This window comes from Exiguobacterium sp. TDN 0502, assembly GCF_050846835.1.
Classification (GTDB): Bacteria; Bacillota; Bacilli; order Exiguobacteriales; family Exiguobacteriaceae; genus Exiguobacterium_A.
Map to the genome: position 1 here is coordinate 40,825 of NZ_JBOZGJ010000015.1, position 13,569 is coordinate 54,393.

Here is a 13,569-nt window from a genome sequence, read left to right on the forward strand (position 1 = left end):
TTCGATATAATTTTATGAGGAGGTGCCCCACTATGAAACTCCATGAATTGAAACCAGCTGCTGGTTCACGTTCAGAACGCAACCGTGTAGGTCGCGGTATGTCTTCTGGTAACGGTAAGACTTCTGGCCGTGGTCACAAAGGTCAAAAAGCTCGTTCAGGCGGTGGTGTTCGTCCAGGTTTCGAAGGTGGACAAAACCCACTTTACCGTCGTTTACCAAAACGCGGCTTCAACAACCCAACTCGTAAAGAGTTCGCGGTCATTAACCTTGACACACTCAACCGTTTTGAAGAAGGAACTGAAGTCACTCCAGAACTTCTTGTCGAGACTCGTGCAGTCAAAGGCATGAAAGACGGCGTGAAAATTCTTTCTAACGGTAAGATCGAAAAGAAACTGACAGTTAAAGCTCATAAGTTCTCCGACGCTGCGAAGCAAGCAATCGAAGCTGCCGGCGGTACGGTTGAGGTGATCTAATGTTTCAAGCGATCTCCAATATGTGGCGCGTAGCCGACATTCGTCGGCGCATTCTCTTTACCTTGGCACTGATCATCGTGTTCCGGATCGGAGCACATATCCCGGTACCGATGGTAAACACGGAAGTGTTCAAGATTGACCAGAACGGTGTTCTCGGCTTCTTGAACTCATTCGGTGGGAATGCTTTGAAGAATTTCTCACTCTTTGCGATGGGAATCATGCCGTATATCACGGCCTCGATCGTTGTCCAACTCTTACAGATGGACGTTGTTCCAAAGTTTGCCGAATGGGCAAAACAAGGAGAGGCGGGCCGTAAGAAGTTAGCAACGGTAACGCGCTATGGAACGATCGTACTCGGCTTAGTCCAAGCGTTTGGAATCGCGCTTGGATTTAACCGTATCTATCCAGGTCTTGTCGACGAACAGTTCGGCACCTGGACATACGTTATGATTGCACTCGTATTGACAGCAGGAACGGCATTCTTGATGTTCCTCGGTGAACTCATCACGGAGAAGGGCATTGGTAACGGGATATCAATGATCATCTTCGCTGGGATCGTCGCGGGCTTCCCGAATGCATTCCGCCAGATTTACGAAACGAAGCTCCAAAATGCAGGGGATGCTTTGTTTGTTAACGTGCTTTATATCGTACTCTTGCTTTTAATCATCATCGCGGTCATCGTCGGAGTCATTTATGTTCAGCAAGCTGCACGTAAGATTCCGATTCAGTACGCGAAGCGTACGGTGAACCGGACACCAGTTGGCGGTCAATCGGCACACTTGCCGATCAAATTGAACGCTGCCGGTGTTATTCCAGTCATCTTCGCGGTGTCGTTCATGGTGACGCCACCAACGATTGCGAGTTTCTTTGCGAGTGCGGAAACAGCAGCGAAAATCCGTGACATCTTCGACTATACGAGTCCAATCGGTATGTCGATCTACGTGGCACTGATCATCGCGTTCTCGTACTTCTACACATTCGTTCAGGTCAACCCGGAACAAATGGCAGAGAACCTTCAAAAACAAGGCGGATACATTCCTGGTATTCGTCCTGGTAAGCAAACGGAGCAGTACATCACGAAGATTCTTTACCGTGTGACATTCTTCGGTTCACTCTTCCTCGCTGTCATCGCGGTGACGCCGACATTCTTCATTAAGTTTGCTGGCTTACCGAACTCGGTACAGATCGGCGGAACGAGTTTACTGATCGTCATCGGTGTAGGACTAGAGACGATGAAACAGATTGAAAGTCAATTGGTTAAACGACACTACAAAGGCTTTATCCGATAAGGCGGGAGGAAGGGGACCATCCCTTTCCTTTCTGTTGTGTCTATAGAGCTATAGAAGTGGAGGCTACCGACATGAATCTAGTATTGATGGGTTTGCCGGGTGCTGGTAAAGGAACGCAGGCTGCGAAAATCATCGAAGACTATGCGATTCCCCACATCTCGACAGGCGACATGTTCCGCGCGGCGATCAAAGATTCGACGCCACTCGGGCAGGAAGCGAAATCATACATGGATAAAGGGGAACTCGTTCCGGATGAAGTTACAATCGGCATCGTACGTGAGCGTCTCGCCAAAGAAGACTGTGCCAACGGTTTTCTCCTTGACGGTTTCCCACGCACAGTGAAACAAGCGGATGCTCTTGAAGCATTACTTGAAGATCTGGGCAAACAAATTGATCACGTCATCCACATCGGTGTAGACCCGGAGAAACTTGTCCCTCGTTTGACAGGTCGCCGGATTTGCCCAACTTGCGGAGCAACGTATCATGTTCTCTATAACCCACCAAAAGTGGAGGGGATCTGTGATATCGACGGATCAGCACTTGTACAACGTGAAGATGACCAAGAGGAGACAGTACGTCGTCGCTTGGAAGTCAACGTCGCTCAAGCGCAACCTTTGATTGACTTTTACGCAGAAAAAGGGTATCTTCGTAATTTGGACGGTGATCGTCCGATCAACGATGTATATTCCGATGTTCAGGCACTCCTTGGTGATCAGTAATGATCATCACGAAAGCGCCGCGTGAAATCGACATCATGCGTAAAGCAGGACAAATCGTCGCCCGGACGCATAAGGAGCTGCAGGCTCATATTCGCCCAGGTATCACGACGGGGCAACTCGACGCGATCGCTGAACGCTATATTCGAAGTCAAGGGGCAACACCATCGTTTAAAGGGTATAATGGTTTCACGGGAAGCATCTGTGCTTCCGTGAACGAAGAGCTTGTCCATGGTATTCCGGGAGAACGTGTACTTCAGGACGGTGACATCATCTCGATTGACATCGGAGCGGAGTATAATGGGTATCACGGAGATTCAGCCTGGACATATCCGGTAGGTACAATCTCTGAAGAGACGAAGCGGTTACTTGACGTAACTGAAGAATCTCTGTATAAAGGATTGGAGCGCGCCAAAGCTGGCGTGCACCTGACAGATATTTCGCATGCGATCCAATCACATGTGGAAGCAGCGAATTTTTCTGTAGTCCGCGAATATGTGGGCCACGGCGTGGGACAAAATTTGCATGAAGATCCGCAAATTCCACATTATGGACCACCGGGGAAAGGGCCGCGCCTGAAAACCGGCATGACACTGGCAATTGAGCCCATGGTCAATGTCGGGAAACGCTATGTTCGCACACTATCCGACAATTGGACGGTAGTGACGGTGGACGGTAGCATGTGCGCCCACTTTGAGCACACCATCGCCATCACAGACGACGGCTACGAGATCTTAACGGTCGATGCAGAGTGAGCTGTGCGCGTTATTGGTGTCACCTTTCTATAAGCCAGTATCCACTCGTGTTTGTGACCGATGATCTCTCAATGGCTCCTGTAGAAAGCCCCTAGCGCTACAAATCGTCTGGGCTCCCAATCAACTTTATAGAGAAAGGGGTATAATTGATGGCGAAACAAGATGTAATCGAAGTGGAAGGTACGGTTATCGAGCCGCTTCCAAACGCGATGTTTAAGGTGGAGTTAGAAAACGGCCACACGGTCCTCGCGCACGTCTCAGGAAAAATTCGGATGCACTTCATTCGAATCTTGCCAGGAGATAAAGTAACGGTTGAGTTGTCACCATACGACTTGACTCGCGGACGGATCACATACCGTTTCAAATAAAAACTCCGATTTTTTCAGGAGGAGGTATTCACAATGAAAGTAAGACCTTCGGTTAAACCGATCTGTGAAAAATGTAAAGTTATCCGCCGTAAAGGCAAAGTAATGGTTATTTGCGAAAACCCTAAGCATAAACAAAAACAAGGGTAATTAAACAAGGAGGTGCACACATGGCACGTATTGCTGGTGTAGATATTCCACGTGAGAAACGCATCGTCATCTCACTCACTTACATCTATGGTGTTGGTAAAACGACTGCTCAAAAAGTCTTGAAAGAAACTGGTATCTCTGAAGATACTCGTACTCGTGACTTGACTGAGGAACAATTGAACCAACTTCGTGATGGTTTAGACAAAATCAAAGTTGAGGGTGACCTTCGTCGTGAAATCTCACTCAACATCAAACGTTTGATCGAAATCGGTTGCTACCGTGGTGTTCGTCACCGTCGTGGTCTTCCAGTTCGTGGTCAAAACACTAAAAACAACTCGCGTACTCGTAAAGGCCCACGCCGTACAGTAGCGAACAAGAAGAAGTAAGGGAGGGTAAACTAAGATGGCAAAACGCAAACAGAACGTTCGTAGTAAACGTAAAGTCAAAAAGAATATTGAATCTGGTATCGTGCATATCCGTTCAACATTCAACAACACGATCGTTACGATCACTGATATGCAAGGGAATGCAATCTCTTGGGCAACTGCAGGTAACATGGGCTTCAAAGGCTCACGTAAATCGACTCCTTTCGCTGCACAAATGGCATCTGAAACAGCTGCTAAAACAGCAATGGATAACGGTATGCGTACTGTAGAAGTTAACGTTAAAGGTCCTGGTGCAGGTCGTGAAGCAGCTATCCGTGCTCTTCAAGCAATCGGTCTCGAAGTCACTGCAATCCGTGACGTTACTCCAGTACCACACAACGGTTGCCGCCCTCCAAAACGTCGTCGCGTGTAACCCGTCTTGTACTGCAGAGCGGGGAATCGAGTAGACTTTTGTTGATCGTTTGACCAAGCAAGGCAGTAGAAACGTACACAAGGCGGTTGGCGATTGAACGCGATGGCCAACATGACGATATTCAAGGAGGGGTTCAGATGATCGAAATCGAAAAACCGAAGATTGAAACGATCGAGTTAAGCGAGAATGCTACGTTTGGTAAATTCGTAGTTGAGCCGCTTGAGCGTGGATTCGGTACAACGCTTGGTAACTCATTGCGTCGTATCCTATTGTCTTCACTTCCGGGTGCTGCAGTCACTGCAGTCCAAATCGATGGCGTTCTTCATGAGTTCTCGACGATTGATGGCGTTGTAGAAGACGTTACCCAAATCATCTTGAACCTTAAGAAACTCGCCCTCAAAGTGTACTCGGAAGAAGAGAAAACGCTTGAGATCGATATTCAAGGCGCTGGTGTTGTCACTGCTGCGAACATTACGCATGACAGCGACGTCGAAATCCTCAACCCAGAACTTCACATCGCAACGCTTGCAGAAGGTGCATCACTTCATATGCGTCTGACAGCACGCCGTGGTCGTGGGTATGTTCAGGCTGAAGATAACAAACGGGACGATATGCCAATCGGTGTCATCCCAATTGACTCGATTTACACGCCAATTCAACGTGTAAATTACCAAGTCGAAAAAACACGTGTCGGTCAGGATGCGAGCTTCGATAAGTTGACGCTTGATGTTTGGACGGACGGTTCAATCCGCCCTGAAGAAGCAGTGTCACTCGGTGCAAAAATCATGACAGAACACTTAAACATCTTTGTTGGTCTTACGGACGAAGCGCTCCATGCTGAAATCATGGTCGAAAAGGAAGAAGATCAAAAAGAAAAAGTACTCGAAATGACGATCGAAGAACTCGATCTTTCAGTTCGTTCGTACAACTGTTTGAAACGCGCTGGTATCAACACGGTTCAAGAACTCGCGAACAAGAGCGAAGACGAGATGATGAAAGTCCGTAACCTTGGACGTAAATCACTCGAGGAAGTTCAAGCGAAGCTCGACGAACTCGGACTAGGCTTGCGCAAAGAAGACTAATACTATTAATTGCACGAAGGAGGGAATCCATCCATGGCATACTCGAAATTAGGCCGTACAAGCTCACAACGTAAGGCACTTTTGCGTGACCTTGCGACTGATCTCATCATCAATGAGCGTATCCAAACTACAGAACAAAAAGCGAAGGAACTTCGTCCAGTCGTAGAGAAACTCATCACTTTAGGTAAACGCGGTGATCTCCACGCTCGTCGTCAAGTTGCATCGTTCGTTCGCCGTGAAGCTGCTGGTCAAAACGCAGAGGGCAAAGCACAAGACGCGATCCAAAAATTATTCGCTGATGTGGCTCCACGTTTTGCTGAGCGTCAAGGTGGTTACACACGCATCATGAAAATGGGACCACGTCGTGGTGACGGCGCAGAAATGGTCATCATCGAACTCGTTTAATCCTCATTAAATGATTCGCCATAAAAGGGCAGTGCGTATCCCGCTTCTGCCCTTTTGCTACAAAATGAAAGTATTGATTTGATGAAGGAGGAGAGATCATGGACAAGCTGATTGAACTGGAGCAGGTCACCTATCGGTATCCGGAACAGGAACAAGCAGCCTTACACGAGGTCTCTCTGACGATTCGTTCAGGTGAATGGGTCGCCATCGTTGGTCACAACGGCTCTGGAAAATCAACGCTGACGAAATTGTTTAATGGATTGTTGTTACCGGAGACAGGGACCGTTACGGTAGCTGAGCGCTTTTCAAGTGCGAATCCGGAACAGCTGTGGGAGATGCGTCGAGCGATCGGCATCGTCTTCCAAAATCCAGATAATCAATTCGTTGGCACGACCGTGCGCGACGACGTGGCATTTGCTCTAGAAAACTGGGGTGTGCCACGCGAGGAAATGGTTCGTCGTATCGACGACAGTCTAGCGCGCGTTGGCCTTACGGATTTTGTTGATCGGGAACCCCATCAACTATCCGGCGGACAGAAGCAGCGTGTCGCAATCGCTTCGGCGCTTGCGATGCGCCCTGATGTTCTCGTGCTTGATGAAGCTACATCGATGCTTGATCCATTAGCACGACAAGAGGTCATGTCGACCGTTCAGGAACTCCATGCGACCCACCCGATGGCAGTCATCGCGATTACACACGAATTAGACGAAGTACTACGGGCTAGTCGTGTCATCGTCATGGATGCCGGGAAAATCGTATTAGAAGGATCCCCTCAGGAAGTCTTTCGTCATGCATCGTTCTTAGAAGACATCGGACTCGATGTCCCATTCGTGGTTCGGGTACAGGAACGTTTACGGGCGCAAGGTCTCTCACTTGAGGAGACGATACTAGATGAAAGAGAATTGGTGAACCGTTTATGCCAATCTTAATCCAGGAATTAAATTATACGTATCAACTCAATAGTCCGTTCGAACGAGTCGCGCTGCGTGATGTGAATCTTGAGATTCCATCAGGGGCGCTTGTTGCGTTTGTAGGGCACACCGGATCCGGGAAATCGACGCTCGTACAGCATATCAATGGGCTGCTCAAGCCGACAGCGGGGAAGGTACAAGTCGATGACATCATCGTCGAACCGAAGAAAAAACAGGACCTCAAGCCGTTAAGACGTTGCGTCGGGCTTGTTTTTCAATATCCGGAATATCAATTGTTCGAAGAGACCGTCTTAAAGGATGTCATGTTCGGTCCGATGAACTTTGGTCATGACGCTGCGACGGCTGAGCAATTAGCAAAAGAGGCATTACGGACTGTCGGACTCGATGAAGTCTTTTGGAGTCGTTCGCCGTTTGACCTGTCTGGTGGGCAAATGAGGCGTGTTGCAATTGCCGGCGTACTCGCTAGTCAACCAGACGTGTTGATCGTCGATGAGCCGACGGCAGGACTTGATCCGCAAGGACGTAAGCATATGCTGAGTCTGTTTGCCCGGCTCCATGCGGAAACCGGCATGACGTTGCTTCTGATCACGCATGACATGGATCAGGTGCTTGAGTATGCCGAGCGTGTCATCGTCATGGAAGACGCCCAGGTGGCGTTTGACGGACTACCGCTTGACCTATTCCGAGAAGAGACGTTACTCGAACAGTTCCATCTCGATCTCCCGCACGTCTTATCGCTTGCTTGGCAAGTCGCTGATCAGCGTGGAGTGGAGCGTCCGGATATCCGGACGGAGACTGAATTGATCGATTGGTTGATGACGAAGGGGGTGAGCGAATGATCGTTGGACAACATATTCCCGGTCAGTCGTACTTGCACCGCTCGTCAGCACTTGCCAAGATCATCTTTGCCTTCTGCTTCATTCCGCTCGTCTTTCTTGCGAACAATGCAGCGACGAACATTTTTTTACTTGTCTTTACGTTTCTCGCACTCATGAGCAGTCGCTTACCGCTCCGTTACGTTCTAAAAGGGCTGCGGCCGATCCTGTTCCTGATCGTCTTTACGTTCGTCATCCAGCTGTTCTTCACGCGCGAAGGGGCTGTGATTTTTGAACTCGGCTGGTTGCGGATTTATGAAGAAGGACTCCGACTCGCGATCATCGTCTCGTTACGCTTCTTTTATCTCGTCTCGATCACGACACTCGTCACCTTGACGACGTCACCGATTGAACTGACGGATGCGATTGAATTGTTATTGAAACCGTTCAAGGTCGTCCGTGTCCCGACGCATGAGATTGCGCTTATGTTATCGATTTCGCTTCGATTCCTGCCGACCTTAGCGGAGGAGACAGAGAAAATCATGAAGGCACAGCAAGCACGTGGTGTTGATTTAGCGGCAGGTCCAATCAAGGAACGGTTACGGGCGATCATTCCCTTGTTGATTCCCTTGTTCATCTCCGCCTTCAAGCGGGCAGAGGACCTTGCGACAGCGATGGAAGCAAGGGGCTATCGTGGAGGAGAAGGTCGGACACGTCTACGTGAATCCAAGTGGACGATGCGCGATACTGGCTTGATGATCTTGCTCGTTCTCCTGGCAGTCAGTTTAGTAGGATTGCGGGGGATCGGCTGATGCGTCGTTTAAAATGTACGATTCAATATGACGGGACCGGCTACGCCGGGTATCAGGTGCAACCAAACGGATTAACGATTCAAGAAGTGATCGAAACGACGCTTGCGCGGATGCACAAACATCCTGTCAAGATCATCGGATCGGGACGGACGGATGCAAGAGTCCATGCTTACGGGCAAGTCATTCACTTTGATACGGAACTGGCGATTCCTCCGGAGAACGTCGTCAAGGCACTGAATACGCTTTTACCTGCGGATATCCGTGTCCGGAGCTGCGAGGAGGTCAAACCGACCTTTGAAGCGCGTTACGATGTCGTAGGGAAGGAATACCGCTATTTCGTCCGCCGCGAAGAAAATGCATTTCGTCGAAATCTGTCGGTTCATGTCCCGTATCCGCTTGATCTTGAGCGAATCCGTCAAGGAATGGCACATCTCGTCGGGACGCACGACTTCAGTTCATTCTGTGTTGCGAAGACGGAAACGGATAACCGGGTCCGGACGATTTACGAGGCAGAGTTGATGACAGTCGGTGACGAACTCGTCTTTCGGTTCCAGGGCAGTGGGTTTCTCTATAATCAAATCCGGATCATGGTCGGGACGTTACTTGACGTCGGACGCGGTCGTTTTGCACCAGAGGACATTAAAAACATGTTGCTGGCAAAGGACCGAAACGTCGCAGGCGTGACGGCGCCTCCTCATGGACTCTATCTATGGGAAGTTTTCTATCCGGAGTGAAAAAAGGCAATTGACATTGGCTATTAAAAAACATACAATGTTTATTGGCATTTCATTTATTATGAAACCACAATCTTAGCCCCGTACACCTAAGATTATGATAGATTCACCTAGTGAATAAATGAAAAATCAAAAACAGAACTTTTAATTCCTTAGGAGGTATTTTACATGCGCACAACTTTCATGGCGAAAGCTACTGATGTAGAACGCAAATGGCTCCTTATCGACGCTGAAGGTAAAACACTCGGTCGCCTTGCGAGCGAAGTTTCATCACTTCTCCGTGGTAAGCACAAGCCTACGTTCACACCACACGTTGACTGTGGGGATAACGTTATCCTCATCAACGTTGAGAAAATCGTTTTAACTGGTAACAAACTCGACAAAAAAGTCTACTACCGTCACTCTGGTCATCCAGGCGGCTTAAAGCAGACTGTTGCACGCGATATGCTTGCTAACAAACCTGAGCGCATGCTTGAACTCGCGATCAAAGGGATGCTTCCAAAAGGTAGCCTCGGTCGTCAAATGTTCAACAAACTCCACGTCTATGCTGGAGCTGCACACAAGCACGAAGCACAACAACCAGAAGTTTACGAACTTCGCGGTTAATACGAATTTAGGAGGAACTACACGATGGCAGATGTACGTTACTACGGCACTGGTCGCCGGAAACACGCGGCAGCGCGCGTTTTCCTCGTTGCTGGAGACGGTAAAGTCACAGTTAACGGTCGCGATATCAGCGAATACTTCGGTTATGAGACATTGATCATGACTGCAAAAGAACCACTCGTAATCACAGAAACAGAAGGCAAGTACGATGTAATCGTAACGGTCAAAGGCGGCGGCTTCACTGGTCAAGCAGGCGCTATCCGTCACGGTATCTCACGTGCTCTTCTTCAAGCGGATCCAGAATTCCGCGGCGCACTTAAAGCGAAAGGCTTCTTGACTCGTGACGCTCGTATGAAAGAGCGTAAAAAATACGGTCTTAAAGCAGCTCGTCGTGCACCACAATTCTCGAAACGTTAATTCTTTTCGAATCCCTCTCACCCTTGTGGTGGGAGGTTTTTTTGTGTATATCGAAAAACCGCTCTCCTGACACAGTGTCAGAAGAGCGGTTGAAGTTAGGTCGACTTAGTTATGCGTAAGCGGTATAGCAAGGACAGAAGCAGGTAAAGGATGACAATCGTCAGCGGGATGCTCCACAGAAATAGGGATTGTATGAATGCGATAGGGGTGTGTACCGTCGTTTGACCGACATGTCCCGTAAAAGAGGTTTCCTCACTCAAGACGGTTGCATTGTCCGGCAACTCCGTCTGGGTAGCTAGAGTTGGTTGCAGCGTCAGATATAGGACGAAGCCAAGGTGTAAGAGACAGGTGACGCTAAGTGTCCAAATGATGCGTTTTTTCATATGATGCTCCTTTTAACGTTAATTAGGATTGCTCTACATTCCATAAGTATAGCGGATTTTGTTTTTGGGAACAGAAGACAAAGGGGAGTGAGCAGACATGGCATTATCGATCAGCTGGTTACTCGAGCGAGCGAATCGGAAGTTGAATGTTTCAGGACTTTCACCGGAAGTCGCGAGACGGACACGTAAGGTCATCCGGGAGATGCATACGCAAGGCATTTACGTCGGTGTCGCGCAAGGATACCGTTCCATCGCGGAGCAGAATCGGTTATATGCACAGGGACGGACGACTCCGGGACCGATTGTGACGAATGCACGCGGAGGACAATCGAATCATAATCGCGGGATTGCCGTCGACCTCTTCCAATATTCCAGTGACGGGGCACAGGCACTGTTTCGAAATGATCAAAGCTTTCAAACAATCGTTGCTGCGATGAAGCGACGTGGTTTTTCCTGGGGCGGGGACTGGACGAGCTTTAAGGATTATCCACACTTTGAATTACTGGGAGCGTCTGAAGAAGCGACGAATTACGCTCGTGCGATCGTTCCGTATCCGGGACGTCCACTGTATCAAGGTGCCGCCAAGATGAACCCGCGGGACATTGAACGCATCCAGCGGGCAGTCAAAGCGACCGTGACCCGGCGTTTTGACATGGAGACGACTCAAAAAGTCCGTGCCTATCAAACACGTCAAGGACTCGATGTCGATGGTGTCGTGGGTCCAACGACATGGAACCGGATGTTCTAAAACGAGCGGATGATCGAGCAAAACGATGAAAACCGACATCGGACATGGAAAAGTCATCCTTTCCGGTGTCGAAATGTGCAAGCGCTCTCTTATTTTTGTTATACTAATAAGGATTAAATCGAACGTTTTCAGGGGGAAGGCACTATGTTGAATGAACAAGAAATTCGCGAGGTAGTCGGAACGCTCGTCGATCCGACGATTGACCGCCCGCTTGCAGATACGAACGGCATCCGTGACGTCCGGATTAAAGGTGATTATGTCAGCTTGAAAATCGCTTTAGCACAATCCGGTTCTGGGGAGCAACTCGTGCTCCAACAGCAAATCGTCAAGGAATTAAAAGAAAAAGGATTCAAGACGGTGGGACTCCGCTTCGAGGCACTCGGGGATCACGGGATTCAAGCAGCGACGACACCATCAATCCTTAAACCAGAATCCGGTACGACATTCATCGCGATTGCTTCTGGGAAAGGTGGCGTCGGAAAATCGACGGTTTCCGTTAACTTAGCAGTCGCCCTCGCACGGGCAGGGAAGAAGGTCGGATTGATTGATGCGGATATCTATGGTTTCAGTGTGCCTGACATGATGGGGATTGAAACACGTCCGACCGTCGTCAACGACCGGATCGTTCCACCAGAGCGTTTTGGCGTCAAGGTCATCTCGATGGGCTTCTTTGTCGAGGACAATGCACCCGTCATCTGGCGCGGACCAATGCTCGGAAAGATGCTCAACAACTTCTTCGCGGACGTCGAGTGGGGCGACCTTGATTACCTGTTGCTTGATCTTCCGCCAGGTACAGGGGATGTCGCACTCGATATTCATTCGATGCTCCCGAGCTGTCAGGAAGTCATCGTCACGACGCCTCACGCAACAGCGGCATTCGTCGCAGCACGGGCAGGGGCAATGGCAATCAAGACGAACCACCGCTTACTCGGAATCGTCGAGAACATGGCATACTTTGAAAGTAAAGTGACGGGGGAAAAAGAATATGTCTTCGGTAGTGGTGGCGGAGAGAGGTTGTCAGAAGCGTTAAAAACCGATATTCTAGCTAAGATTCCACTTGGACAACCATATGCGAATGATGCGGACTTCGCCCCATCGATCTATCGCGATGATCATCCATTTGAGACATACTATAATGAACTCGCCACGCGTGTCATCGAAAAAGTAGAGGGATAAGAATGAAGATTAGAGGATTTTTGAAGCTGTTTTGGATGACGCTCCTGATTGGAACGCTCGCCGGCTTCGTGTTTAACTTGGTAGCGGAACCTGGGTATATCCGAAATCAATCGATCAGCGGATATGTGACAGCTCTTTCCTACAGCAGTACGTGGACAGCCATCAGTTTGATGGGGTTCTTCTCGTACTTGATCTTACATCGTGTCGGACTCGACTTATTCCGAGGTGCAAAACTTTGGAATCGTGTCCAAATCGTTTTGATCGCATTTGCACTATTTGATGGTGTCTATCTACGCGGACTAGCCTATGGGTTTGATAAGACGGGTCTTTATATTGGTGAGATGGTCGTCTTATTATTCGTTGCTTTCCTAGTCGCGCGGACGAAAGCACGGGAAACGAACTTTACAGCGTTCATTCCGACATTGTTCCTCATGACAGTCATCACGTTGATCGAATGGGTACCTGCGTTGCAGGCGACACAAGATAAACGGATGTTGTGGGCGGCGCTTGCGACACTTTTAGTCTGTAATGCGTATCAGATTCTAATGCTGCATCGTTTACAAGAAAAGCCTGCTTCTCAAGGACAATCGCAAAAACAGGCGTAATGAAAAAGACCCGCGAACGGGTAGTGTTTTACCGGTTCAAGCGGGTCTATCTTTTTTCTAAAGTTTTTTTAGAAAAACAGTTGACGAAAAAAACAAGAGTTGATATATTAATACATGTCGCTGAGGCACACGCCAAACGCGAACGTCACAGACGAAAAAAACTTCAAAAAAGTAATTGACATCACACATTACTTTACTGTAAGATTTAAAAGTCGTCAAATGACATATTGGACTTTGAAAACTGAACGATGAGGCAAAAATCGTATTCTACGGAATACAAAAACGAATGAAGCGCAAGCTTCGTCAAT

Annotated in this window: 19 protein-coding genes; all 19 read left to right on the top strand. The window is 48.7% G+C overall.

From position 1 onward, the window contains the following. Positions 1-32 precede the first annotated feature (32 nt). The 19 genes from rplO to ACRPK8_RS13810 all read left to right on the top strand — a co-directional run bounded on the left by rplO (position 33) and on the right by ACRPK8_RS13810 (position 13,261). Positions 33-473 carry a 50S ribosomal protein L15 gene (rplO, locus tag ACRPK8_RS13720; protein ID WP_035399353.1) on the top strand — a complete coding sequence of 147 codons (441 nt, stop codon included), beginning with the start codon at positions 33-35 and terminating at the stop codon, positions 471-473. Further along, positions 473-1,762: a preprotein translocase subunit SecY gene (gene secY / locus ACRPK8_RS13725; protein WP_432238666.1), complete on the top strand. Its 1,290-nt coding sequence runs from the start codon at positions 473-475 to the stop codon at positions 1,760-1,762. Before rplO ends, secY begins: the two co-directional genes overlap by 1 nt. Before the next feature lie 71 nt (positions 1,763-1,833). Next, positions 1,834-2,481 carry an adenylate kinase gene (locus tag ACRPK8_RS13730; RefSeq protein WP_023466643.1) on the top strand — a complete coding sequence of 216 codons (648 nt, stop codon included), beginning with the start codon at positions 1,834-1,836 and terminating at the stop codon, positions 2,479-2,481. Next, on the top strand, positions 2,481-3,233 hold the full coding sequence (gene map / locus ACRPK8_RS13735) for a type I methionyl aminopeptidase (protein WP_432238667.1): 753 nt from the start codon (positions 2,481-2,483) through the stop codon (positions 3,231-3,233). The genes ACRPK8_RS13730 and map overlap by 1 nt, the downstream gene beginning before the upstream one ends. Before the next feature lie 149 nt (positions 3,234-3,382). Continuing rightward, a complete protein-coding gene (infA, locus tag ACRPK8_RS13740; RefSeq protein ID WP_012369032.1) occupies positions 3,383-3,601 on the top strand; it encodes a translation initiation factor IF-1 in 219 nt (72 codons plus the stop codon). A 33-nt stretch (positions 3,602-3,634) separates the two neighbouring features. Further along, on the top strand, positions 3,635-3,748 hold the full coding sequence (gene rpmJ, locus ACRPK8_RS13745) for a 50S ribosomal protein L36 (RefSeq protein WP_003156543.1): 114 nt from the start codon (positions 3,635-3,637) through the stop codon (positions 3,746-3,748). 20 nt (positions 3,749-3,768) lie between these two features. After that, positions 3,769-4,134: a 30S ribosomal protein S13 gene (gene rpsM, locus ACRPK8_RS13750; RefSeq protein ID WP_023466646.1), complete on the top strand. Its 366-nt coding sequence runs from the start codon at positions 3,769-3,771 to the stop codon at positions 4,132-4,134. A gap of 16 nt (positions 4,135-4,150) precedes the next feature. Continuing rightward, on the top strand, positions 4,151-4,546 hold the full coding sequence (rpsK, locus tag ACRPK8_RS13755) for a 30S ribosomal protein S11 (protein WP_023466647.1): 396 nt from the start codon (positions 4,151-4,153) through the stop codon (positions 4,544-4,546). A 137-nt stretch (positions 4,547-4,683) separates the two neighbouring features. Beyond that, positions 4,684-5,628 (top strand): DNA-directed RNA polymerase subunit alpha, encoded by a 945-nt coding sequence (locus tag ACRPK8_RS13760; RefSeq protein ID WP_023466648.1) that lies wholly within the window; start codon positions 4,684-4,686, stop codon positions 5,626-5,628. A 33-nt stretch (positions 5,629-5,661) separates the two neighbouring features. Then, positions 5,662-6,033 (top strand): 50S ribosomal protein L17, encoded by a 372-nt coding sequence (gene rplQ / locus ACRPK8_RS13765; protein ID WP_023466649.1) that lies wholly within the window; start codon positions 5,662-5,664, stop codon positions 6,031-6,033. Positions 6,034-6,131: 98 nt separating this feature from the next. Continuing rightward, positions 6,132-6,962, top strand: a complete 831-nt coding sequence (locus ACRPK8_RS13770) for an energy-coupling factor ABC transporter ATP-binding protein (RefSeq protein WP_029343095.1) — start codon at positions 6,132-6,134, stop codon at positions 6,960-6,962. Continuing rightward, a complete protein-coding gene (locus tag ACRPK8_RS13775; RefSeq protein ID WP_432238668.1) occupies positions 6,950-7,804 on the top strand; it encodes an energy-coupling factor transporter ATPase in 855 nt (284 codons plus the stop codon). The genes ACRPK8_RS13770 and ACRPK8_RS13775 overlap by 13 nt, the downstream gene beginning before the upstream one ends. Beyond that, positions 7,801-8,592 (top strand): energy-coupling factor transporter transmembrane component T family protein, encoded by a 792-nt coding sequence (locus ACRPK8_RS13780; protein ID WP_432238669.1) that lies wholly within the window; start codon positions 7,801-7,803, stop codon positions 8,590-8,592. The genes ACRPK8_RS13775 and ACRPK8_RS13780 overlap by 4 nt, the downstream gene beginning before the upstream one ends. Then, the gene (gene truA, locus ACRPK8_RS13785; RefSeq protein WP_432238670.1) at positions 8,592-9,326 is read left to right on the top strand and encodes a tRNA pseudouridine(38-40) synthase TruA; all 735 of its coding nucleotides are present in this window, start codon (positions 8,592-8,594) and stop codon (positions 9,324-9,326) included. The genes ACRPK8_RS13780 and truA overlap by 1 nt, the downstream gene beginning before the upstream one ends. A gap of 168 nt (positions 9,327-9,494) precedes the next feature. After that, positions 9,495-9,932 (top strand): 50S ribosomal protein L13, encoded by a 438-nt coding sequence (rplM, locus tag ACRPK8_RS13790; RefSeq protein WP_023466654.1) that lies wholly within the window; start codon positions 9,495-9,497, stop codon positions 9,930-9,932. A gap of 24 nt (positions 9,933-9,956) precedes the next feature. After that, entirely contained in the window at positions 9,957-10,349 is a 393-nt protein-coding gene (rpsI, locus tag ACRPK8_RS13795; protein WP_023466655.1) for a 30S ribosomal protein S9, read from the top strand. Between the two features lie 480 nt (positions 10,350-10,829). Continuing rightward, positions 10,830-11,480, top strand: a complete 651-nt coding sequence (locus tag ACRPK8_RS13800) for a M15 family metallopeptidase (protein WP_432238671.1) — start codon at positions 10,830-10,832, stop codon at positions 11,478-11,480. Positions 11,481-11,624: 144 nt separating this feature from the next. Continuing rightward, a complete protein-coding gene (locus ACRPK8_RS13805) occupies positions 11,625-12,656 on the top strand; it encodes an Mrp/NBP35 family ATP-binding protein (protein WP_035413182.1) in 1,032 nt (343 codons plus the stop codon). Positions 12,657-12,658: 2 nt separating this feature from the next. Then, the gene (locus ACRPK8_RS13810) at positions 12,659-13,261 is read left to right on the top strand and encodes a KinB-signaling pathway activation protein (protein WP_432238672.1); all 603 of its coding nucleotides are present in this window, start codon (positions 12,659-12,661) and stop codon (positions 13,259-13,261) included. Positions 13,262-13,569: the final 308 nt, after the last annotated feature.